A 22,149-nucleotide genomic window follows, 5' to 3' on the forward strand; every position below is an offset into this window, starting at 1 on the left:
TTGCGCGAGGAGCCGAAATGACCGACCGAGTCCTCGATGAGCTTGGCTACTACCTGTTGGCCGGCGCGGGCGGTGAGGGCCCGGCCACGCTGATGGACGAGGCGCGCCGCGGTGAGGAACTCGGCTTCGGCACCGCGTTCATCTCCGAACGGTGGAACGTCAAGGAAGCATCCTCACTCGTCGGCGCTGCCTGCGCGGTGACCGACCGCATGCAGATCGCAACGGCGGCAACCAATCACAACACCCGCCATCCGCTGATCACCGGATCGTGGGCCACCACGATGCACCGGTTGTCACGGGGCCGATTCACCCTCGGCATCGGCCGCGGTGTTGCGGCCATGTACAACGCGTTCGGGGTGCCCGCGGTGACCACCGCGCAGATGGAGGACTTCGCGCAGGTCATGCGCAGGTTGTGGCACGGCGAGGTGGTCTTCAACCACGACGGTCCGATCGGCAAGTACCAGGTGCTGTTCCTCGACCCCGACTTCAACGAGGACATCCGCCTGGCGATCGTGGCATTCGGGCCGCAGACACTGGCGTTGGGTGGGCGCGAGTTCGACGACGTCATCCTGCACACCTACTTCACCCCGGAGACACTGCAGCGCGCGGTGAAGACGGTCAAGGAAGCCGCCGAGAAGGCCGGCCGCGATCCGGCGAGTGTGCGGGTCTGGTCGTGCTTTGCCACCGTGGGCGACCACCTGCCCGAGGAACTGCGGCTCAAGAAGACGGTGGCCCGGCTCGCCACTTACCTGCAGGGCTACGGCGACCTGCTGGTCAGCACCAACAACTGGGATCCCGCCGTGCTGCAACGCTTCCGGGAAGACTCCATCGTCACGTCGATTCCGGGCGGCATCGACCACAAGGCCAGCGCCGAGCAGATCGAACACATCGCGACCCTGATCCCCGACGAGTGGCTGGAGCCGTCGGCCACCGGATCGTCACGTCAGTGTGTGGACCGGATCCGCAAGGAGTTCGACTACGGCGCCGATGCGGTGATCATGCACGGGGCCACCCCCGACGAGCTCGAGCCGATCGTCACCGAATACCGGGCTACGCAGGTGCCGTCGGGAACCTGACGGACAACGTGGTGCCCGCGCCGGGCGGGCTGGAGATGTCCAGCCGCCCGGACAATGCCTCCACCCGGTCCTTGAGACCGATCAATCCCGAGCCGGTACCGAGGGCCGCACCGCCCACCCCGTTATCGATGACCGTCACCGTGAGCTGCGTGTCGTCGGCCGCCGCCCGGACCGACACTTCAGTGGCGGAGGAGTGCTTCACTGCGTTTGTCAGCGCCTCGGCAACGACGTAATACGTCGCGACCTCAAGCGATTCAGGGAGCCGACGGTCCACCTCCAGCGCGAGTTCAACCGGCAGGGGCGAACGGCGGGCCAGGGCTCTCAGCGCCGGCCCCAATCCGCCTCTGGACAGGATCGCCGGGTGGATACCCCGAGACAGCTCTTGAAGATCAGTGTGCAGATCAGCGAGTCCGTCGATCGCTTGCGACAACTCGTCGCGCAGACCAGACAGCTGGGGCGGCACCGAGGCCTGGATTGCACGAAGTTCCAGCCCAAGTGAGACGATGCGTTGCTGGGCGCCGTCGTGCAGATCCCGCTCGAAGCCGCGGCGAGCCTGATCCGCTGCGGCGACAACCCGCGCCCGCGAAGCGGTGATCTCCGCTCGGGACTCCGCATTGAAGATCGCGGTGGCTACCAGATCGGCGAAGTCGCCTATGCGCGCCTCGGTTTCCGGCGGCATCGGCTGTGAGCCGCCGGCTATCATGGCACCCCAGATCCGGCCGTCGACCGTGATCGGGGCCCCGACTCCGGCATGCAGTCCGAGCGCACGCAGCCGGGCGGCGATCTGACCCGCGACTCCGTCGTAGCAGTCGATCCGCGCGGGGGAGCCAGTAAGCAGAATGTGAGCTGCCAGGCTGTCGCCGTCGAGTGAAAGGCGCTCTCCGGCAACCATTCGCAGGCGCGGTTCGGTGTCCGCCGTGGCGATCACCGCGCAGCTGGAGTCGGAATCGTAGGTGATCAGTGAGGCATGCGCGACCGCGAGGCCGACCACGAGCTCGTTGACTGCAAGTGGGCATACCTCGGCGGGCGCGGCTCCCCGAGCCACCACGGTGGCGACGCGGCGCAGCGCGGTCTGCTGCGCGGCCAATGCGCGAACCTCGTTGTGACTAGATTCGGCTTCGCGGCGGCGCTGCTCGGACTCCTGGGCACGCAACCGGGCCTGGCCGGCCAGCACATTGGCCAACAAGGCGAGCGGCAAGAAGACGAACAGTGCCGGTGCCAGGCTGTCGGCACCTTCAAGGTGGAAGTAGAGGTAAACGAGTGCGCTCACCAGCGAGGTGGCCACGGCCAGGCTGAAGCTCCAGCCGGCCGAGATCACCAGCACCCCGAGCAGAAAGATGGCGCCGAACGCATTCTCCGGCGCTACCCGCTTCAGCTGGAAGACCAGCAGCGTCTCTCCGATGATGAGACACGCCGCGACCAGCAGGCCCCAGCGCAGTGGGCGAACGCTGGGTCGGATCACCAAGCTCAACAACCGTGTGGACACGGAACCTGAGCGGTCACCGGCGGAGGGACCGTCGGCAGATGATGACACGGGGCGATGGTAACCGGGCGGCGCGGAGAAGCTCCGGCCAACTGGAGTGTCTTCGATCTGCCGGTCTGCCAAGCTCGACGTACGCGCGCGCGGGGAGGAGTTCCATGCGCTGTCTGAGCGTCGACGACGGCGCCCAGTTCCGTATAGCGGCAGCCGAACGGCGCCGAAGCCCTCCACCGCCACCGCACGCTTCCATCCGACGTCCCTTTGGTGGGCATCGACCTCGGTGCGGAAGGCGGTGCTCGCGCCGATGTCAATGGGGGCTAGCGGGGGTGCGGGTACCCTGCCAGCCTGCGGTGCAAATGGTGGCCAGCATCGACGACAGCGTGGCGTGTCCTCGGCGAAGGTTCTAGCCAGACAACAACGGCTGGGCCTGGACCTGAGGAGACCACGTCATGACCATCACGCTGAATTCCGCGACATCGCTGCAACGCACAACCCATGCCGCCTCGCTGTTAGACGGCGAGATCGTGGAGGAGAACGACTTCGGGTCGATGCGGCGGGTGAGCGCCGACAGCTTCCCCATCCTGCGGGGCATGTCGATCAAACAGCTGGTGATCAACCCAGGGGCGATGCGTACTCCGCATTGGCACGCCAACGCTAATGAGCTGACCTACTGTGTGGCCGGAACCGCTCTGGTATCGGTCCTCGACACCGGTAACCGCTTTGCGACATTCACAGTGTCGGCCGGCGAGATGTTCCATGTCGATTCAGGCTCTCTTCACCACATCGAGAACATCGGAGTCGAACCGGCCGAGTTCATTGTCACTTTTGGGCACGAACGGCCTGAGGATTTCGGACTGGGTGCCGCGTTCGGCGCCATGACCGACGCGGTGCTGGGCAATACCTACGACCTGGACGCGGGCGAGTTCGCCTCTCTGCGCCGTGACACCGCCGACCGCAAACTCGCACCGCGTCAGGGCGGGGCGGTAATACCCGACATTGCCGGGTACACGGATCCGCACAAGTTCGCTGTCGAAGCAATGACGCCCCCGGTCAGTTCGGCGGTCGGTTCTGCCCGCACCGCTCGGGTCCAGTACTGGCCCGCTCTCAAGGATCTGTCGATGTACTCGCTCCGGATTCGAGAAGACGGTATGCGCGAGCCTCACTGGCATCCGATCACCGCCGAAATGGGCTATGTGCGCGAAGGCTCAGCCCGGATGACGGTGATGGATCCCGATGGCACGCTGGACACTTGGGAGCTCCGCCGCGGCGACGTCTACTTCATTCCGCGGGCGTACCCGCATCACATCGAGGTGGTCGATGCACCTGATCTGCACTTCCTGATCTTCTTCGACCAACCTACCCCCGGCGACATCGGCTACCGCAATTCGGTGAGTGTTTACTCGCGGGAGGTGCTGGCCGCCACCTTCAACACCCACATTGAGGACCTACCCGAATTCCCCTTCACTCCGATCGATCCGCTCATTGTCGGGCGTCGCAACCCGCTGGAACGCTGACGTCGACGTGACACACCGCAATATCGGGCAGCCGGTGAACAGGGTCGAAGGACAGGAGAAGGTCACGGGACAGGCGACATACACCGCCGACGCTGTCGTCGCTGATCTCGCCTATGCGGCCCTGGTGCAGTCTCAAGTCAGCCATGGCCAGGTAACGGAAGAGTCGCTACGCCGAAGCGCGCAAGCGGCCGCCGCCGAGCCAGGAGTCCTGCACGTGGTGACGCCGCTGAATTGCCCGTCACTGCAGGTGCTTCCGCGCGATCTGACTTTTGATTTCCCGATCGAGCGGCGACCGCCGCTAACCGATCTGGAGGTGCATCACGTCGGTCAGCACATGGCGGTGGTGGTCGCGGACACGCCGGAGAACGCTGCCGCCGCAGCCGAGCGGATGCAGTTGGACTATGTGCGCAGGCCTGCGCGCCTGAGGATGAGCGAGGTACCCGAAGCCGATCGGTACCGTCCCGACCATTTCGTGAAGCTCACCGCAGAGAAACTGCAGGATCGGCGAGGAGCCGAAGCCGAACCTGAAGGGGCGGTCAGGATCTCGACACACCACCGCACGTCGCTGAACGCGCACTACCCCATTGAGCTTTCCGCGACGATCGCCGCGTGGACCGGTGATCGGCTCACGGTGCACGACACCACCCGTTGGATCAGTGGTGAACGCCGGGTGCTGGCTGGCTATCTCGGGATTCCGCAGGACAACATCCGCATTCTGTCCCCGTTGGTGGGTGGTGCATTTGGGTCCAAGAGCTTCTTGTGGATGCATGTGGTCTTGTGCGCCGTCGCCGCCCGTGCGGTGGGCCGTCCGGTCAAGCTGGTGCTGACCCGTGCCCAGATGTTCTCCTCTACCGGGCACAGGCCCCGGACCGAGCAGCAACTCACGCTAGTGGCCGACGACCGCGGTCGGTTGCTCAGCACTGAGCAGCACACCCTTACCGAGACTTCTCCGGTAGCGCATTTCTGCGAGCCGGTCGGATTGTCGGCCCGCATTCTGTACTCCTCGCCGCGCCTGGTCACCTCGCATTCGGTGGCACCCATTAATGCGCCTACGCCGTGTTTCATGCGCGGGCCGGGGGAGGCTCCCGGGCTGTTCGCACTTGAGTCGGCGATGGACGAACTGGCTTACGCGCTGCGGGTCGATCCAATAGTGCTGCGGCTGACCAACGATGCCGCTCTGGATCAGGCCACCGGCAAGCCGTGGTCGGCCAAACACCTGCGGGAGTGCTTCGAGCAGAGCGCCGATCGCTTCGGGTGGGCGGCACGTGAACTGGTCCCGCGGTCGCTGCGGCGCGACGGGGTTCAGGTCGGCTGGGGGATGGCGACCGCGACCTATCCGGGACGGCGGATGCCCTCCGGTTGCGGCGTCGCCACGACTGCCGACGGCGCCGTCCGCTTTAGCGCGGCTACCCATGAGATCGGCACCGGGGTGCGCACCGTGATGCGGCAGGTGGCCGCCGACGCGGCCGGAATCTCGTTGGCGTCGGCCCATTTCGATTCTGGCGATTCCCAGTTCGCGCAGGCGCCGTACAGCGGGGCCTCACAGACCAGCGCGACGGTCGGCTCGGCCGTGCACCAAGCGGGCACCGAATGGAAGCGCCGTTTGGTGGGCTGGCTGGCCGACCTGGACGGGTGGGCCGGCGCCGATTCGGTCGACATCGGCAACGGCGTCGTGACCCGTGCAGGCCGTCCCGTGATGTCGGTCGCCGAGGTGCTGCGAGACGGGGGTGACCCGCTGGCCCAGCGGCTGAGCTTCACGGTCACAAGCGACGGGGGTGCCGAAGGATCAGCCGTCTCCCAGTCATTCGGCGCCCACTTCTGCGAGGTCGAGGTGGACGAGGACCTCGGCAAGGCCACAGTGACGCGCTGGGTGGCGACAATGGACTGCGGGCGGGTGCTCAATCCGAAACTCGCCCGCAATCAAGTGATGGGTGGCATCACCTTCGGTATCGGCATGGCGCTGTACGAACAAGTGTCCTACGACCCCCACACCGCACAACTGATCGGTGAGTATTACCTGCCCACCCACGCCGACGTCCCCGAGTACGACATCGCGTTCATCGACCGCCCCGATTACGGGCTCGACCCACTTGGGATACGCGGCATCGGTGAGATCGGCGCCTGCGGAGTGCCCGCCGCCATCGCCAACGCCGTCTTCCATGCCACCGGGAAGCGGTTGCGGGACCTGCCGATCACCCTGGAAATGTTGATGGGAGAACCGAGTTGAACCCGGCGGAGAACACCATGGATATCGAACTGTGGGTCAACAGCCGCAGCTACGCGGTACGGACCGATGTGCGACGCACGCTGCTGGACCTGCTGCGCGAGCGGCTGCATCTGACCGGCACAAAGAAGGGGTGCGACCACGGGCTGTGCGGCGCGTGCACGGTCCACCTCGACGGCGAGCGTGTGCTGAGCTGCCTGACGCTGGCCGCGTCGGTCAGTGGCCGGTCGGTGCAGACCATCGAGGGCATTGCTGCCGGGGACGACCTCGCCCCGATTCAACAGGCGTTCATCGACCGTGACGCCTTCCAATGCGGCTACTGCACTTCGGGGCAGATCTGCTCGGCCCAGGCCATGCTGGCCGAACACGCCCGCGGGGACCTGTCCGCGGAATCTTTCGAACAGACGGACGTGTCCGTGGCGCCGGACCTGACCTCTCGCGAGATCCGTGAACGAATGGCGGGCAACATCTGCCGCTGCGGCGCCTACGCCAACATCGTCACGGCGATCCGTGACGCGAGCGGGGAACGATGAAGCCCTTCGCGTTCGCTCACGCCGCCACCGTCGCCGATGCGGTAGCCGCGGCGGCCGCCGGCGCACGGTACTACGCCGGTGGGACCAACCTGCTCGACCTGATGAAAACCGGTGTCGAGTTGCCGGATTCACTCATCGACATTGGCCGGCTCGACCTGCGCTCGATCACCCAAACCGCATCCGGCGGTGTCCTGATCGAATCCGGGGTGAGCAACAGCGCGCTGGCCAATCACCCGCTGATCCGTCGCCGGTATCCGGTGCTGTCTCAGGCGATCTTGTCCGGGGCCACCACCCAGTTGCGCAACATGGCCACGGTCGGCGGAAACCTGCTGCAGCGCACCCGTTGCCCGTACTTCATGGACACCGCGTTCGAGTACTGCAACAAGCGGCTACCCGGTTCCGGCTGCGCGGCGCGCGACGGATTCCACCGTGAGCATGCCGTCTTCGGCGCCGACCGCAGCTGCATCGCGGTGCATCCGTCCGATATGGCCGTGGCGTTGGCCATCCTCGATGCGGTGGTGCACGTAGTGGGCCCGCACGGTCAGCGCACCATCGCTATCGCCGAGTTCTTCGCCTTGCCGGGGGCGCACCCGGAGCGCGACAACACGCTGGGCGCCGCCGAGCTGATCACCGGCGTCGAGCTGCCTGCGCCGGCGTTCGGTGCAGGCAGCTGGTATCTCAAGGTGCGCGACCGGCACAGTTACGCGTTCGCATTGGTGTCGGTGGCGGCAGGGTTGGACATCGACGATGGGGTCATCCGCTCGGCCGCAGTGGCACTTGGCGGAGTGGCGGCCAAACCCTGGCGGGTCGCAGCGGCCGAATGCAGCCTGATCGGGCAGCCCGCGGTTATCGAAACCTACCGTCGGGCCGCCGGTCTCATGATGGCGGGTGCGGAGCCGCTGAGCGAGAACGGATTCAAGGTCGAGCTCGGCCGCAAGAGTGTGATCCGCGCTCTGACAATCGCCGCCTCACGGCATGATCAGAGTGCGCGACACCGGCTCGGCGACGGCCTGGCGGCTGAAGATGCCGTGCTGCAGGGCGACCAGCAGGGCGTTGCGGGTCTCCTCGGGGGAGATGAGCTCATCGAACCCGAGGTGACCCGCCGACCGGAATGACGCCTCGAGCTCCATGCGTTTGAGCACCTCGGCGTAATCCTCGCCGGCATGGGTCGCGGCGCTGAGTGCCGCCGCGCCCATCGCGCCCATGGTGGCACCGGGATAGGCGAACGTCGCCACTTGATCGTCAAAACCCAACAGAGACATCACCATCGAGCCGAATCCGAAGGCCTTGCGCAGCGTCACGTGCAGCTTGAGCGTCGTCGCGGCGGTCTGGGCGGCGAACATCCGCGCGCCGCTGCGTAGCACGCCGGTGCGCTCGGAATGGCTACCCGGCAGCATCCCCGGATTGTCGGCGAGAAACACGATAGGCAGATGGAACGAATCGGCCACGGTGATGAAATGTGCTGCCTTGTCGGCAGCGTCGGCGTCGATCGAACCGGCGAGCACCTGCGGCTGATTGGCCACCACGGCGACGGGATAGCCGCCGAGATGGGCCAGCGCGCAGATGATCGCCCGGCCGAACTTGGGCTGCACCTCGAACCAGTCGGGGCGATCGAAGATCTCGTCGAGGACCGCGCGCATGTCGTAGATCTGGCGGTTGTCGCGGGACACGATGTCGAGGATTTCCGGGGTGAGCCGTGGTTCGGCCGTGTCATCGGCGAGTCGGGTCGGGGGATACGACCATGCGCTCGACGGGAAGTAGGACAGGTAGCGCCGGATGTCGTCGATGACCGTCTCGTCGTCCTCGGCGTAGTTGTGAATCACCCCGCTCGGTAGCGCCACACCCGGCCCGCCGAGGTCTTCCTTCGAAATGTCCTCGCCGGTCGACTCTTTCACCACCGGCGGCCCGGCGGTGAAGATGGCCCCCTGGCGGCTCATGATCGTGAAGTCACACACCGGGGCCACCAGGGCGCCGTGGCCGGCCGACGGGCCGAGGATCGCCGAAACGGTGGGCACCTTTCCGGAACACTTCGCCTGCGCGATCAGATCAGTGGGGGTTCTGCCGTAGTGCTCCCCGCTCGGGCGAAAACCCGCGCCCTCCAACAGCATCACGAGCGGAATCTTGTTGCGCAGCGCCAGCTCGGCGAGCCGGTACCGCTTGGCGTTGCCGCCCGGGCCGATGCTGCCGGCCAGGGTGGTGAAATCCTCGGCACCCACCATCACCGGCGTGCCGTCGATGCGGCCGGCACCTGCGACCAGGCCGTCGGAGGCGATGTCACCGCCGACCAGGGTGCCGAATTCCTGGAAGGTGTCGGGATCGAGCAGGCGGGCGATCCGGGCGCGGGCGTCGAGCTTGCCCTTGCCGTGGTGCTTGGCCAGCCGTTCGGCTCCGCCCATGCCGTGCGCACGTTCACGTCGGTTGGCGAGATCCTCAAGTGTCTCTTTCCACTCCGGGTCGTTCGTCATGCCGCCGTCCTTCTTGTCGAGCGTTCGCGCCTGGGTGCACAAGCCTACCGCCGTTGACCATACTGAATTGCTTACTGTAGCGTCGTTCGGGTGCTCGTTTTGCGCATGGTGAAACACGCTGGCAAAGGAATGCGTCGCCGATGAGTGACCCCGTTCCCCGCGCTGTCAAAGTCGACCGCGGCATCCCCAGCCGGCTGGCCGAAGTTCCGGACATCGCCCGCGAGCTGGAAGCTCACGGCTACCACGGATGCTGGACCGGCGAGATCAACCACGACCCGTTCCTGCCCCTGGCGATCGCGGCCGAGCACACCGAGCGGATCCAGATCGGCACCAGCATCGCGGTCGCCTTCGCGCGCAACCCGATGACCACGGCCCAGCTGGGCTGGGATCTGCAGACCTACTCGGGCGGACGTTTCATCCTCGGACTGGGTACCCAGATCCAGCCGCACGTCGAGAAGCGATTCAGCATGCCGTGGAGTCACCCGGCGCGCCGCATGCGCGAGTACATCGAAGCGCTGCATGCGATTTGGGGCTGCTGGCGCGACGGAACCAAGCTGAGGTTCGAGGGTGAGTTCTACACCCACAAGATCATGACGCCGATGTTCACCCCGGAACCGTCGGCGCTGCCGTTCCCCAAGGTGTTCCTGGCCGCGGTGGGTGAACTGATGACCGAAGTGTGCGGTGAGGTGGCCGACGGACTGCTGGCCCACGCGTTCACCACCCGCCGCTATCTGGACGAGGTGACCACGGTCGCGCTGCAGCGTGGAATGGACCGCAGCGGGCGTGATCGCGCCGACTTCGAGTTGTCCTGCCCCGTCTTCGTGGTCACCGGCGCCGACGAACAGGAGATGGCCGCGGCGTCGGTCGCGACCCGCAAACAACTCGCGTTCTACGGCTCGACACCGGCCTACCGCAAAGTCCTGGAGCTGCACGGCTGGGGTGATCTGCACACCGAACTGCACCGGCTGTCGCTGGACGGCCAGTGGGACGCGATGGGCGATCTGATCGACGACGAAGTGCTCGGCACCTTCGCCGTCGTCGCGCCGATCCCCGAATTGGCCGCGACATTGCGGCGCCGCTGCGACGGTGTCATCGACCGCGTGCTTCCAGGTTTTCCCGCCGCTGTGTCCCCGGAAACCGTGAACGCGGTGCTGCAGGAGTTTCGCGAATGCCCGCCAGTGAGGAGCAACGTATGACCGTCCGCACAATCGACGATGTCGCCAAGATGTTCGCCAGCCCGGCGGCGTACGCCGACGAGGTGACACTTCACGCGGACCTGACCCACCTCCGGGCCAACGCACCGGTGTCCTGGGTCGAGGTGCCCGACTATGCCCCCTTCTGGGCGATCACCAAGCATGCGGACATCATGGAGATCGAACGTGCCAACGACATCTTCACCAACTCGCCGCGCCCGGTCCTGGTCACCCGCGAGGGCGACGAGCAGCAGGCCGCGATCGGCATCCGGACGTTGATCCACACCGACGATCCGGTGCACCGCGATCTGCGGGCCATCGGAGCCAACTGGTTTCGGCCAAAGGCCATGCGCGCGTTGAAGGATCGCGCCGATGAACTGGCCAAGCGGTTCGTGGACAGAATGGTCGACGAGGGGCCGGAATGCGATTTCGTACAGCAGGTCGCCGTGAACTATCCGCTGTACATGATCATGACGCTGCTCGGTGTGCCCGAGTCCGACTTTGCGTTCATGCTCAAGCTCACCCAGGAGCTGTTCGGCAGCGACGACGACGAGTTCAAGCGCGGCACCAGCATGGAAGAGCAGGGCATGGCGCTGCTCGAGATGTTCCAGTACTTCACCGAACTGACCGCCTCGCGTCGGGCGAATCCGACCGACGACTTGGCGTCGACGATCGCCAACGCCACACTGGACGGGGAGCCGCTGTCCGATATCGACACAGTTTCCTACTACGCGATCATCGCCGCTGCCGGCCACGACACCAGTAGCGCCAGCATTTCGGGCGGCATGCACGCGCTGCTGCAGAATCCCGACCAACTGGCCCGGCTGCAGAACGACATGAGCCTGATGCCGCTGGCGGTCGAGGAGATGGTCCGGTGGACGACACCGGTCAAGGAGTTCATGCGTACCGCGCAACAGGACTACGAGATTCGCGGTGTACGCATCGCCAAGGGCGAATCGGTACTGCTGTCCTATGTCTCGGGCAACCGCGACGAGGACGTCTTCGTCGATCCGTTCCGCTTCGACGTCGGACGGGATCCCAACAAACACATCGCGTTCGGCTACGGTGTGCATTTCTGCCTCGGTGCCGCACTGGCCCGGCTGGAGATCAACAGCTTCTTCACCGAGCTGTTGCCGCGGCTGCGCTCCGCGGAGCTCGCCGGCGAACCGCAACACATGGCCACCACGTTCGTCGGAGGTCTCAAGCACCTGCCGGTGCGGTACTCGCTGCGCTAGCCCCGGCGAAACAGTAGTCAGGGCTGCTATCCCTTCTGGGGTAGCAGCCCTGACTACTGTTTCGAGACGGAGTTCCCTACTCGGAACCCGAATTGCCTCGCGCCGCGGCATGAAGCGCATCGCCGCGGCTGCCCTGCTCGTGATGGCTCAGCGCCTGGATCGAAACATCATGACCCTCAGCGGCTTTACGGAGCGCGCCGACGGTCGCCTGCTCCCGCGAGATGTGCGTGAACGGGTCGAACGAGTACCAGCGCATGGCGTTCTCGTGCGTCATCTTGTTGATCTCGTCGTCGGGCACGTTGTTCTCGGTCAGCACATCCCACAGCTCCTCGGGGGCGCCCGGCCACATCGAGTCGCTGTGCGGGTAATCGGCCTCCCAGCTGATGTTGTCGATGCCGATCTTGTCGCGCAGCGCGACGCCGACCGGATCGGAGATAAAGCAGGTCAGGAAGTGCTCACGGAACACCTCGCTGGGCAGCTTCCCGCCGAAGTTCTGGTGCGTCCAGGTCGAGTGCATCTCGTAGGTGCGGTCGACGCGTTCCAGGAAATACGGGATCCAGCCCGTACCGCCCTCGGACAACCCGATCTTGAGATCCGGGTAATCCTTGATGGGCTTGGACCACAACAGATCCGCGGCGGCCTGCACGATGTTCATCGGCTGCAGCGTGATCATCACGTCCAGCGGCGCGTCGGGTGCGGTGATGGCGAGCTTGCCCGAGGATCCGATGTGCACGTTGAGCACGGTGTTGGTGTCGCACAACGCCTTCCACAGTGGAGTCCAGTAGTCGTCGTGGAAGCTGGGGTAACCCATCGCGGCCGGGTTCTCGGTGAACGTCAGGGCGTGCACGCCCTTCTTCGAAACCCGGCGGACCTCGGCGGCGCACGCCTCGGCATCCCAGATGACCGGGAGCGCCATCGGAATGAAGCGGGCCGGGTAAGCGCCGCACCATTCGTCGATGTGCCAGTCGTTGTAGGCCTGGACCAGGGCCAGGGAGAACTCCGGGTCCTCGGTGGCGAACAGCCGGCCGGCGAAACCGGGGAAGGACGGGAAACAGATCGAGCCGAGGATGCCGCCGGCGTTCATGTCCTTGACGCGCTCGTCGACGTCGTAGCAGCCCTTGCGGATCTCGTCGAGGCCCTGGGGTTCCAGGCCGTACTCCTCCTTCGGGCGGCCGGCCACCGCATTCAGCGCGACGTTGGGGATGACGATGTCACGGAACTGCCAGGTGTCGCTGCCGTCGGGATTGTGCACCAGGCGCGGTGCCTCATCGGCGTACTTCTTCGGAAGGTGATTCTTGAACATGTCAGGTGGTTCGACGATGTGATCGTCCACGCTGATCAGGATCATGTCGTCTTTGTTCACGAACGCGCTCCATTCACGACGGCCTTACCGTATGGACGACAGTTTAGCCGGACGTGACGGCTTCAGGCCAGGCCATCAGCAGATTCGCGGCTCAGCAGCAGCGCGCGCCCGGATTGGCCTCGGTGTTGCGGTGCCGCATCTTCCAGTAATCCCGCTCGGACAGCACCGGCTCGCCCGGGTGGGTCAGCTCCCGATGTGCGACGTAGCGCCGATAGTGGTTGTCGCCCATCAATGTTGACCAGTACCACCCGACGTGGCGTGCGGCCTGGCGTGTGCTCCGGGTAAGGCGTCCCACTGCTTCTGCACCTCCTTCTCGGCCGGTGTGGCGATCAGTCCGGACGGTGCGAAGATGCGCGAGGGCACCTCCTCGTCGACCGCCAGCGGCCGACCGGTTCCGCGTAGCGCCTGCAGTGCCATCACCACGCCGGCAACGAACACGATCAGCACCAGCACCGCGAAGACCACCGACAGGGTGCCCTGGATGAAGGTGTTGCGGATGACCGCGTCGATCTGGTCGGGGTTCTTCGCTGCGCCGAACGTCGTCTTCCCGGCTTCCTGGGCCGCGACGTATTGCGAATGCTGCTTCCAGTAACCGACTTTGGGATCGGCGGAGAAGATCTTCTGCCACGACGCCGTCATCGTCACCGTCAGATCCCACAGCAGTGGAAGTCCGGGGATCCAGGCCCACTTCACCAATCCGCGCTTGATCACCACGACGGTGACCACCGTCAGTGCGATGGCGGCCAGCAACTGATTGGCGATGCCGAACAGCGGGAACAACGTGTTGATGCCGCCCAGCGGGTCGGTCACACCCATCAGCAGGATCGAACCCCACGCGGCGACGACGATGATCGAGCACGCCCAGGCGCCCACCCGCCAACTGGGGTTGCGCAGTTTCTTCAACGGCCCACCGAGATTGCCCAGGCCGTCGGACAGCATGAACCGGGCCACCCGGGTGCCGGCGTCGACGGTGGTGAGGATGAACAACGCCTCGAACATGATCGCGAAGTGGTACCAGAACGCCTTGAGGCTCTCCCCGCCGAACACCTGGTGCAGCACCTCGGACATGCCGAAGGCCAGGGTGGGGGCGCCGCCGGTGCGCGACACGATCGAATGCTCACCGACGCCCTCGGCGGCCGCGGTGATCTCCTGGGCGGTGATCGGTTGGCCGGACAGGCCAAGGCCGTTGACGTACTCGGCGGCGGTCTGCGCGGTGGTCCCGGTGGCCGCCGTGGGCGCGTTGATCGCGAAATAGAGGTGCTGGTTGAGGATCGCCGCGGTGATCAGGGCCATGATGGCGACGAACGATTCGGTGAGCATGCCGCCGTAGCCGATCAGCCGCATCTGGCTTTCCTTCTCCAGCAGCTTGGGCGTGGTGCCCGAGGAGATCAGCGAGTGAAAGCCCGACAGAGCGCCGCAGGCAATGGTGATGAACAGGAACGGGAACAGCGAACCGGCGAACACCGGGCCGGTGCCGCTGGTGGCGAACTGCGAGATGGCGGGAGCCTGCATCACCGGCCGGGCGATCAGGATGCCGACGGCGAGCAGGGCGATGGTGCCGACTTTCATGAACGTCGACAGGTAGTCACGCGGGGCCAGCAGGAACCACACCGGCAACACCGAGGCCGCCAGGCCGTAGATGATGATGCACCACGACAGGGTGACCTTCGAGAGCGTGAACCAGTCAACACCCCAGGAGGTTTCGGCGACCCAGCCGCCGGAGATCACCGCGAGCAGCAGCAGGGCCACGCCGATGAGCGACACCTCCGACACCCGGCCGGGCCGGAAGAAGCGCAGATACAACCCCATGAAGATGGCGATCGGGATGGTCATCGCGATCGAGAAGACGCCCCAGGGGCTTTCGGCCAGTGCGTTGACCACCACCAGGGCCAGCACCGCCAGCAGGATCACCATGATCACCAGCACGCCGACGATCGCCGCCACGCCACCGACCACGCCGAGCTCGTCGCGCGCCATCTGACCCAGTGAGCGGCCGCGCCGGCGCACCGAGATGGACAGTACGAGGTAGTCCTGGACGCAGCCGGCCACAACGGCGCCGACGATGATCCAGATGGTGCCGGGCAGATAGCCCATCTGCATCGCCAGTACCGGGCCGACCAGCGGCCCGGCGCCGGCGATCGCGGCGAAGTGATGACCGAACAGCACGCGCCGGTCCGTCGGCATATAATCCGTGCCGTTCTCGAAAAGCTCTGCCGGAGTAGCGTTGTCGTCGCGGGGCCGGACGATCTTCATCTCGATCAACCGGGCGTAGAACCGGAAGCCGATGATGTAGGTGCAGATCGCGGCGATCACGAACCAGACCGCGTTGACAGTCTCACCGCGGAAGAAGGCGATCACCGCCCAGGCGACGGCGCCCAGCACCGCGATGGCCGCGAAGATCGCCTTGTGCTTGGCGGTGATCGGGGATCGGTCGATGATCGCCACCGGCGGGAGGTCTTTGTCGGTGCGGACAAAGGTGACGTCGCCGTCGTGCTCCTCGATGCGATCCGCCGGTGGGGCATCCGGTGTTGCCACGGTCTCTCCTCGCTCGCCCAGTGTCGTATGCGTCGTGTGTGATCTTTTCATCGAGCCAATCCGCGCGGCATCGAATCCCGGTTTCCGAACCGTAGCCGGGAAACCGTGGGCAGGTCAGGTGAGGAATGCGCGCACGGTGTCGATCGTGTCCGTCTGGTTCGGGGTCTTGTCGTCCCGGTAGCGCAACACCCTGGCGAACCGCAGCGCGACGCCGCCCGGGTACCGGCTCGACCGCTGGACGCCGTCGAAGGCGATCTCGACAACCTGCTCGGGCCGAACCGTGACCACCCAGCCGTCGTCGTCGACCTGCAATTCGTGAAACCGTTCGGTCTGCCATGCCAGCATCGCGTCGGTCATACCCTTGAACGTCTTGCCCAGCATCACGAATCCGCCGGTCTCCGGATCGCGCGCGCCCAGATGGATGTTGGAGAGCTTGCCGGTGCGCCGCCCAGACCCCCGCTCGACGGCCAGCACCACCAGATCGAGCGTGTGCACGGGCTTGACCTTGAGCCAACCGGCGCCACGGCGGCCGGCCTCGTACGGTGCCGTCGGCGCCTTCGCCATCACCCCCTCGTGCCCGGCGGCCAGAGTCCGGTCGAGAAACTGTTGTGCGACGGCGGGGTCGGCGGTGACGACGCGATCGACGCGCCGGTCTTGCGGTACCAGTACGTCGAGGGAGGCCAGCCGCTGTTCGGTGGGCAGATCGAGCAGGTCCTGACCGTCGACGTGCAGCAGGTCAAAGAAGAACACCGACAACGGTTCGAGATCTTTGGGGCTCTTGCGGCCGAACCGGGCGGCGGTGACCTGAAAGGGGTGCGGGCGATTGTCCGGCCGCAGAGCGATGGCCTCGGCGTCGGCGATCAGATCGGTGGCCGCCAGTGCCAGCGTCGCCTCGACCACCTCGGGCAGTCGGTGGGTGACGTCGTCGAGGCTGCGCGTGAACACCGACACCTCCGATCCCTTGCGGTGGATCTGCACACGGGCGCCGTCCAGCTTGGCCTCCAGAATCGCTGTACCGCCGAGCCGTTCGAGCGCGTCGGCGACACCGGTCGCGGTCTGCGCGAGCATCGGCCCGACCGGGCGCCCGACCTGTAACTGGAACTCGGCCAAGGCGGTACGGCCACCGGTCAGCGCCACGGCGGCCACGGCGGGCAGATCGCCGGCGAGCATCGCCGCGCGCCGGACTTCGGCTGCCGGTATGCCGGAGGCCCGGGCCACGGCGTCGGCCATCACCCCGGTCAGGGCGCCCTGGCGCAGTTCGCCGCCCAGGAGCCGGCGCAGGAAGGTCTGTTCTGCGTCGGTGGCTGTGGCGAAGAGGTCACGCACCAACTCGGCACGCAGCGCCTGAGAGCCCTTACCGGAGACCGTGCCGATGCGGGTGAACCGCGCGTCGACCCCGTCAACCGTCAGCTCCGGGTCCTCCGCCGGTGCGGGCAGTGAACGCAGCGCCGCCCACCCGACACCGATCTGGCGTTGGGGGAGCTCCCCGGACAGCCAGGACACCGTGACCGACACCGTCCGGGCATCGCCCTCGGCGGCGGCCACCGACAGCAGGGCGGCGATGCGGTCGATCTTGGCCAGCCGCGCCGACGCCCCCGCGATGTCGGCAGAGGCGGCGGCGACGTCGGCGAGCAACACGCCCTCAGCGTGCCACGGGGCTCAGACAACCTCCGGCGTTTGGCCGAGCACCTGCGTCAGGATGGCGGCCTGGGCTTGCAGGTCAGCTGCCCGTTCGCGGTGCCCGTTCGCGATGTATTGGTCTGCCGCCGTGAGTCGTTCATCGACCTCGGCCTGAATGAGGCCGCGAATCTCGCCATCGCTGAGCGTCCGGCGGGCAACCTCGGTCGAGCCCACGCCGGACACCGCACCCGCGATCGCACCACCGATGCGGGTATCGGTCTGGTCGGCCTGCGGCGTCTCCGCGTTGTCGATGGCGCTCAGCGCCGACCGGATGGCGGTGACGCCGGCGGTATCGCGGGACTTGCGCGCCGACAGCAGGGACTCGCGCAGGTGGTCGCGCCAGTGCTGGGCAGGTGTCATGGCAGGCGAACTTAACGGGGTTGTGGGGTGGCGTCGAGGGATTTACGCACGCTCTCTGCACCGCGAGCGACCGCGTAGGTACGCAAAATGCGGCGTGTCGGCGTACAGACACGGCCGCTCGCGGTGCAGGGCGGACCAGCAGGGGGAACCCGAAAGGCTTACGGGAAGGGTTGATGGGATAGGTTGCTTTACGATTTCGGTCATTTTTGGAAAGGAAGCTAGATGGAGATCGAAGGCAAGAAGGCGATCGTCGTCGGCGGCGCGTCGGGCTTCGGCCGGGCCACCGCTGAGGCACTGGCCAAGCGTGGCGCCAGCGTGGCCGTACTCGACCGGCCGCAGTCCAAAGGACAGGAAGTGGCCGACGCGATCGGCGGCTCGTTCTTCCCCGTCGACGTCACCGACTTCGACGGCACCGAAAAGGTGCTCGAGGAGGCCGTGGCCGCCCTGGGTGGCCTGCACATCATCGTGACAACGGCCGGTGGCGGCATCGGCGAGCGCACCATCAAGAAGGACGGTCCGCACAGCCTGGACTCGTTCCGCTCCACCATCGACCTCAACCTGATCGGCACGTTCAACATCAGCCGGCTGGCGGCCTGGCACATGAGCAAGAACGAGCCGGTCGATGCCGAGGCCGAGGAGCGCGGCGTCATCATCAACACCGCCTCGATCGCGGCGTTCGAAGGGCAGATCGGTCAGGTCGCCTACACCGCGTCCAAGGCCGCCATCGCCGGGATGTGCCTGACCATGGCACGCGACCTGGGCAGCCTGGGGATCCGCGTGCTGGCCATCGCGCCGAGCCTGTTCGCCACCGGCCTGACCGAAGGCATCCCCGACGAGTTCGCCGCGGTGCTGACCAAGGACGCCGCGTTCCCCAAGCGTCTGGGTAAGCCCGAGGAGTACGCCAAGCTCGCCGTGGCGATCGCAGAGAACCCGATGCTCAACGGCCAGTGCCTGCGTTTGGACGCCGGACAGCGCTTCGCCCCCAAGTAGAGTGAATTCCGGCGTGATCGAGGGCGTCCAGCGTCACCGATCACGCCGGAATCGCATACCGGGGAGGCGTCATGGCGACGATTGCAGACCAAGTCATCTCCGCGCTGACGCGCAGCGGCGTACGGCGGGTCTACGGCCTTCCCGGTGACAGCCTCAACGGATTCACCGACGCCATCCGGCGCAGCGGCGAGATCACCTGGCAGCACGTCCGCCACGAGGAGACCGCCGCGTTCGCCGCGGCCGCTGACGCCGCGCTGACCGGGCAACTGGCCGTGTGTGCGGGTAGCTGCGGGCCGGGCAATCTGCACCTGATCAACGGATTGTTCGACGCGCAGCGCAGCCGCGTCCCGGTACTGGCTGTCGCCGCCCACATTCCGCGCACCGAGATCGGGTCGGAGTACTTCCAGGAAACCCATCCCCAGGACCTCTTCCGCGAGTGCAGTGTGTACTGCGAACTGGTCAGTACGCCCGAGATGGCGCCACGCATCCTGGAGATGGCGATGCGAGCGGCCGTCGAGGAGAACGGGGTCGCCGTCGTCGTCATCCCCGGTGAGATCTTCCTGCAACGCGCGGGGGAGACCGGCTGGACCACACGTCCGGTGCGTCCCACCCGGTCCATCGTGCGTCCGGACGACGAGTCGGTGCGCCGGGCCGCCGACATCCTCAACGCCGCCGAGCGCGTCACCATCCTGGGCGGCGCCGGTGTGGCCGGCGCGCACGACGCCCTGATCGAACTGGCGTCCACCCTGCAGGCCCCGATCGTTCATGCGTTGCGGGGCAAGGAATTCATCGAGTACGACAACCCGTTCGACGTCGGGATGACCGGTCTGCTCGGTTTCGCCTCCGGCTACAAGGCCATCAAAGAAGCCGACACCCTGCTGATGCTGGGCACCGACTTCCCGTATCAGCAGTTCTATCCCGAGGGTGCCACCGTCATCCAGGTCGACATCCGCGGCCGCAACCTCGGCCGGCGCACCCCGATCGACCTCGGCCTGCGCGGCAGCGTCGCCGACACCCTGGCTGTTCTACGGCCGCTGCTACGCCCCAAAGGCAACCGGGACCACCTGGACCGGTCGCTGCGCCACTACCGCAAGACCCGCGCCGCGCTCGACTCGCTGGCCGTCAACGATCGCGACAAGACCCCGATCCGGCCGGAATACGTTGCCGCGCTTGCCAACCGGATCGCCTCCGACGACGCTGTGTTCACCTGCGACGTCGGGTCCCCGGTGGTGTGGGCGGCCCGCTACCTGACCATGAACGGGCGGCGCAGACTGATCGGGTCGTTCAACCACGGCACGATGGCCAACGCGCTGCCGCACGCGATCGGCGCACAGACCGCATTTCCCGGCCGGCAGGTGGTTGCCCTGGCCGGTGACGGCGGGTTGACCATGCTGTTCGGTGAGCTGGTGACGCTGATCCAGAACCGGCTGCCGGTCAAGCTCATCGTCTTCAACAACTCGTCGCTGAACTTCGTCGAGCTCGAGATGAAGGCCGCGGGCATCGTCACCTTCGGCACCGACCTGGTCAACCCGGATTTCGCCGCGGTGGCCCAGGCCATGGGCATGTTCGGCCGGCGGGTCACCGAACCGGCGGACCTCGAACGCGCCGTCGCCGATGCCTTCGCCCACGACGGCCCCGCCGTGATCGACGTGCACACCGCGCGCCAGGAACTGTCGATACCGCCGGCGATCACCGTCGAGCAGGCGAAGGGCTTCTCGCTCTATGCGATCCGGACCATCCTGGCCGGTCGCGCCGACGAACTCCTGGACCTCGTCACCACGAACGTCGCCCGCCGAATCCTGGACTGATCCCTCAGGCCGGCCGGGGGATCGCGGCCGCCGTGCTCTGGCCCAGCCATTTCGGGATGGCCCGGCGGACGTCGGCGGATCCGGACAGCGCGACACGACCGTCGAGCACAGCCCGGGCCCAGCCGGCATCGCCGCGCCAGATCTCGATCAGCGTGCGCAGGTTGGTCTGCACCGTCCCGGCGACGTCGTAGCCGGGATCGAAATCGCAGACATCGGCCTGGCCGTCGCTCACCGTCAGCCACCACCTCGACGCCTTGGGCGCAACGCCGTCGAGGACGAACGCGATCGTGGTGCGCGTTCGGGGCCAGTCGGCGATGGGGATGGTGCGGCGCATGTCCCACATCAGCAGGTGCGGATCGAGGTCCTCGTCGCCGAGATCGCCGATCCACCGCACACCCCACGATCCGAGCGCATCGACCACGCCGGCCAGTTCCTGCCCGCACTCGGTGAGGGAATAGCTTGTCCGGCCGTCGATTTCGGAGCGTTCGACGACCCCCGCGCGGGTCAGCGACTTCAGTCGCTTGGACAGCAGCGCCGGCGACATCTTCGGGACCCCGCGGCGCAGGTCGTTGAAGTGGGCGCTGCCGCGCAGCAGTTCCCGGACCACGAGCAGGGTCCAGCGTTCGTCGAGCAGCTCCATGGCCTTGGCCACGGGACAGAACTGGCCATATGTCGACATCGGCGGTCTACCTCCCCGGAGAGTGCGCAGTGTCCTAAGTACACCGCTGTCAGGGCCCGGAAGCCAGTACAGATCCAGAACCTGCCCCGCTACAGATCTGGTACTGGAATACGCGCACCCCGCGGGTTGACGATGGAACCGACCGGAGAAACGGACGATGGGAGCCCGGCCATGAACGTCACGACCAGCGACAGCGAGCTTGAGGCCAAACACCGGGCGCTGTGGGCGCTCGGAGACTACGCGGCGATCGCCGCGAACATCGTGCGCCCGCTGGGGCCCGTACTGGTCGAAGCCTGCGGCATCGGACCCGGTGACCGCGTGCTGGACGTGGCGGCCGGGACCGGCAACGCCGCCATCCCCGCCGCGACGGCCGGCGCGACGGTGACGGCCAGCGACCTGTGCCCGGAACTGGTTGAACAGGGACGACGGCTGGGGGCGGACGCCGGGGTGATCATCGACTGGGCCGAGGCCAACGCCGAGGCATTGCCCTACCGCGACGATTCCTTCGACACAGTGCTGTCCTGCATCGGGGTGATGTTCGCACCGCACCACCAGCGGGCCGCCGACGAACTCGTGCGGGTCACCCGCCCGGGTGGGCGGATCGGCTTGATCGCATGGACACCAGAGGGGTTCATCGGACAGCTGTTCGCCACCATGAAGCCGTATGTGCCCGCGCCGCCGCCCGGGGTGTCCCCGCCGCCGAAGTGGGGAGACGAGGACTACGTGCGGACCCTGTTGGGGGACCGGGTCGGTGAGTTGACCTGTGAGCGCAGGGAACTGGACGTCGACGCGTTCACCGACGGCGCCGCGTTCCGCGACCACTTCAAGGCCAACTACGGCCCGACCATCTCGGCCTACCGGGCCATCGCCGCCGATGCCGATCGGGTCGCGGCACTGGACGCGGAAATCGCCGCCCTCGGCGACCGCTTCCTCACCGGCTCCACGATGCGATGGGAATACCTGCTGACACTGGCGAACGTGCACTGAGCGGGAAGGGCAGCTGGCACCATGGCT

The 22,149-nt window shown here is 66.5% G+C and carries 17 protein-coding genes and 1 pseudogene; 10 read left to right on the forward strand and 8 right to left on the reverse strand.

Annotated features, from left to right (window positions below):
* Positions 1-17 precede the first annotated feature (17 nt).
* On the forward strand, positions 18-1,076 hold the full coding sequence (locus tag EH231_RS01035) for a TIGR03857 family LLM class F420-dependent oxidoreductase (protein WP_090424927.1): 1,059 nt from the start codon (positions 18-20) through the stop codon (positions 1,074-1,076).
* Here EH231_RS01035 and EH231_RS01040 read toward each other — a convergent pair.
* Complete coding sequence (locus EH231_RS01040) at positions 1,051-2,562, reverse strand: sensor histidine kinase (protein WP_090424928.1); 1,512 nt, start codon at positions 2,560-2,562, stop codon at positions 1,051-1,053. The genes EH231_RS01035 and EH231_RS01040 overlap by 26 nt on opposite strands.
* Before the next feature lie 443 nt (positions 2,563-3,005).
* Here EH231_RS01040 and EH231_RS01045 point away from each other — a divergent pair, with 443 nt between their 5' ends.
* The 4 genes and pseudogenes from EH231_RS01045 to EH231_RS01060 form a co-directional block, all read left to right on the forward strand.
* Positions 3,006-4,070: a cupin domain-containing protein gene (locus tag EH231_RS01045; protein ID WP_124711707.1), complete on the forward strand. Its 1,065-nt coding sequence runs from the start codon at positions 3,006-3,008 to the stop codon at positions 4,068-4,070.
* Positions 4,071-4,104: 34 nt separating this feature from the next.
* Positions 4,105-6,297 (forward strand): xanthine dehydrogenase family protein molybdopterin-binding subunit, encoded by a 2,193-nt coding sequence (locus EH231_RS01050; RefSeq protein WP_234927089.1) that lies wholly within the window; start codon positions 4,105-4,107, stop codon positions 6,295-6,297.
* Between the two features lie 17 nt (positions 6,298-6,314).
* Positions 6,315-6,827 carry a (2Fe-2S)-binding protein gene (locus EH231_RS01055; RefSeq protein WP_090425948.1) on the forward strand — a complete coding sequence of 171 codons (513 nt, stop codon included), beginning with the start codon at positions 6,315-6,317 and terminating at the stop codon, positions 6,825-6,827.
* Positions 6,824-7,801 (forward strand): annotated as a pseudogene (locus EH231_RS01060) (FAD binding domain-containing protein); the annotation flags it as partial. The gene EH231_RS01055 and the pseudogene EH231_RS01060, both read left to right, overlap by 4 nt.
* On the opposite strand, the gene EH231_RS01065 reads toward EH231_RS01060, so the two are convergent.
* Positions 7,796-9,292: an acyl-CoA carboxylase subunit beta gene (locus EH231_RS01065; RefSeq protein ID WP_124711708.1), complete on the reverse strand. Its 1,497-nt coding sequence runs from the start codon at positions 9,290-9,292 to the stop codon at positions 7,796-7,798. The pseudogene EH231_RS01060 and the gene EH231_RS01065 overlap by 6 nt on opposite strands.
* 140 nt (positions 9,293-9,432) lie before the next feature.
* Here EH231_RS01065 and EH231_RS01070 point away from each other — a divergent pair, with 140 nt between their 5' ends.
* On the forward strand, positions 9,433-10,488 hold the full coding sequence (locus EH231_RS01070) for an LLM class F420-dependent oxidoreductase (protein WP_090424931.1): 1,056 nt from the start codon (positions 9,433-9,435) through the stop codon (positions 10,486-10,488).
* The gene (locus EH231_RS01075) at positions 10,485-11,720 is read left to right on the forward strand and encodes a cytochrome P450 (RefSeq protein ID WP_090424932.1); all 1,236 of its coding nucleotides are present in this window, start codon (positions 10,485-10,487) and stop codon (positions 11,718-11,720) included. Before EH231_RS01070 ends, EH231_RS01075 begins: the two co-directional genes overlap by 4 nt.
* A gap of 76 nt (positions 11,721-11,796) precedes the next feature.
* On the opposite strand, the gene EH231_RS01080 is transcribed toward EH231_RS01075, so the two are convergent.
* From EH231_RS01080 to EH231_RS01100, 5 genes are all read right to left on the reverse strand, one after another.
* The gene (locus EH231_RS01080; RefSeq protein ID WP_090424933.1) at positions 11,797-13,083 is read right to left on the reverse strand and encodes an amidohydrolase family protein; all 1,287 of its coding nucleotides are present in this window, start codon (positions 13,081-13,083) and stop codon (positions 11,797-11,799) included.
* 91 nt (positions 13,084-13,174) lie between these two features.
* On the reverse strand, positions 13,175-13,312 hold the full coding sequence (locus tag EH231_RS01085; RefSeq protein ID WP_234927090.1) for a YbdD/YjiX family protein: 138 nt from the start codon (positions 13,310-13,312) through the stop codon (positions 13,175-13,177).
* Positions 13,312-15,618 carry a carbon starvation CstA family protein gene (locus EH231_RS01090; protein ID WP_124711709.1) on the reverse strand — a complete coding sequence of 769 codons (2,307 nt, stop codon included), beginning with the start codon at positions 15,616-15,618 and terminating at the stop codon, positions 13,312-13,314. Before EH231_RS01090 ends, EH231_RS01085 begins: the two co-directional genes overlap by 1 nt.
* A gap of 114 nt (positions 15,619-15,732) precedes the next feature.
* Positions 15,733-17,256, reverse strand: coding sequence for an ATP-dependent DNA ligase (locus EH231_RS01095; protein ID WP_164480722.1), 1,524 nt, complete (start codon positions 17,254-17,256; stop codon positions 15,733-15,735).
* A 21-nt stretch (positions 17,257-17,277) separates the two neighbouring features.
* Positions 17,278-17,658, reverse strand: a complete 381-nt coding sequence (locus tag EH231_RS01100) for a GatB/YqeY domain-containing protein (RefSeq protein WP_124711710.1) — start codon at positions 17,656-17,658, stop codon at positions 17,278-17,280.
* Between the two features lie 222 nt (positions 17,659-17,880).
* Between EH231_RS01100 and EH231_RS01105 the strand changes: the two genes are divergently transcribed.
* Together EH231_RS01105 and poxB are read left to right on the forward strand one after the other, a co-directional pair.
* Positions 17,881-18,648, forward strand: a complete 768-nt coding sequence (locus EH231_RS01105) for an SDR family NAD(P)-dependent oxidoreductase (RefSeq protein WP_090424937.1) — start codon at positions 17,881-17,883, stop codon at positions 18,646-18,648.
* 71 nt (positions 18,649-18,719) lie between these two features.
* A complete protein-coding gene (gene poxB / locus EH231_RS01110; RefSeq protein ID WP_124711711.1) occupies positions 18,720-20,456 on the forward strand; it encodes a ubiquinone-dependent pyruvate dehydrogenase in 1,737 nt (578 codons plus the stop codon).
* A gap of 4 nt (positions 20,457-20,460) precedes the next feature.
* Here the strand turns inward: poxB and EH231_RS01115 are convergent, their stop codons facing one another.
* Positions 20,461-21,135 carry a winged helix-turn-helix transcriptional regulator gene (locus tag EH231_RS01115; RefSeq protein ID WP_124711712.1) on the reverse strand — a complete coding sequence of 225 codons (675 nt, stop codon included), beginning with the start codon at positions 21,133-21,135 and terminating at the stop codon, positions 20,461-20,463.
* Positions 21,136-21,306: 171 nt separating this feature from the next.
* Here EH231_RS01115 and EH231_RS01120 point away from each other — a divergent pair, with 171 nt between their 5' ends.
* Positions 21,307-22,122 (forward strand): class I SAM-dependent methyltransferase, encoded by an 816-nt coding sequence (locus EH231_RS01120; protein ID WP_124711713.1) that lies wholly within the window; start codon positions 21,307-21,309, stop codon positions 22,120-22,122.
* Positions 22,123-22,149 lie beyond the last annotated feature (27 nt).

Origin of the sequence: Mycolicibacterium nivoides, assembly GCF_003855255.1 — a bacterium.
Taxonomy (GTDB): Bacteria; Actinomycetota; Actinomycetes; order Mycobacteriales; family Mycobacteriaceae; genus Mycobacterium; species Mycobacterium nivoides.

Coding starts and splice junctions, on each gene's coding strand:
- EH231_RS01035 (WP_090424927.1), top strand. CDS start 18: ATGACCGACCGAGTCCTCGATGAGCTTGGCTACTACCTGTTGGCCGGC.
- EH231_RS01045 (WP_124711707.1), top strand. CDS start 3,006: ATGACCATCACGCTGAATTCCGCGACATCGCTGCAACGCACAACCCAT.
- EH231_RS01055 (WP_090425948.1), top strand. CDS start 6,315: ATGGATATCGAACTGTGGGTCAACAGCCGCAGCTACGCGGTACGGACC.
- EH231_RS01065 (WP_124711708.1), bottom strand. CDS start 9,292: ATGACGAACGACCCGGAGTGGAAAGAGACACTTGAGGATCTCGCCAAC.
- EH231_RS01070 (WP_090424931.1), top strand. CDS start 9,433: ATGAGTGACCCCGTTCCCCGCGCTGTCAAAGTCGACCGCGGCATCCCC.
- EH231_RS01075 (WP_090424932.1), top strand. CDS start 10,485: ATGACCGTCCGCACAATCGACGATGTCGCCAAGATGTTCGCCAGCCCG.
- EH231_RS01085 (WP_234927090.1), bottom strand. CDS start 13,312: ATGGGCGACAACCACTATCGGCGCTACGTCGCACATCGGGAGCTGACC.
- EH231_RS01100 (WP_124711710.1), bottom strand. CDS start 17,658: ATGACACCTGCCCAGCACTGGCGCGACCACCTGCGCGAGTCCCTGCTG.
- EH231_RS01105 (WP_090424937.1), top strand. CDS start 17,881: ATGGAGATCGAAGGCAAGAAGGCGATCGTCGTCGGCGGCGCGTCGGGC.
- poxB (WP_124711711.1), top strand. CDS start 18,720: ATGGCGACGATTGCAGACCAAGTCATCTCCGCGCTGACGCGCAGCGGC.
- EH231_RS01115 (WP_124711712.1), bottom strand. CDS start 21,135: ATGTCGACATATGGCCAGTTCTGTCCCGTGGCCAAGGCCATGGAGCTG.
- EH231_RS01120 (WP_124711713.1), top strand. CDS start 21,307: ATGAACGTCACGACCAGCGACAGCGAGCTTGAGGCCAAACACCGGGCG.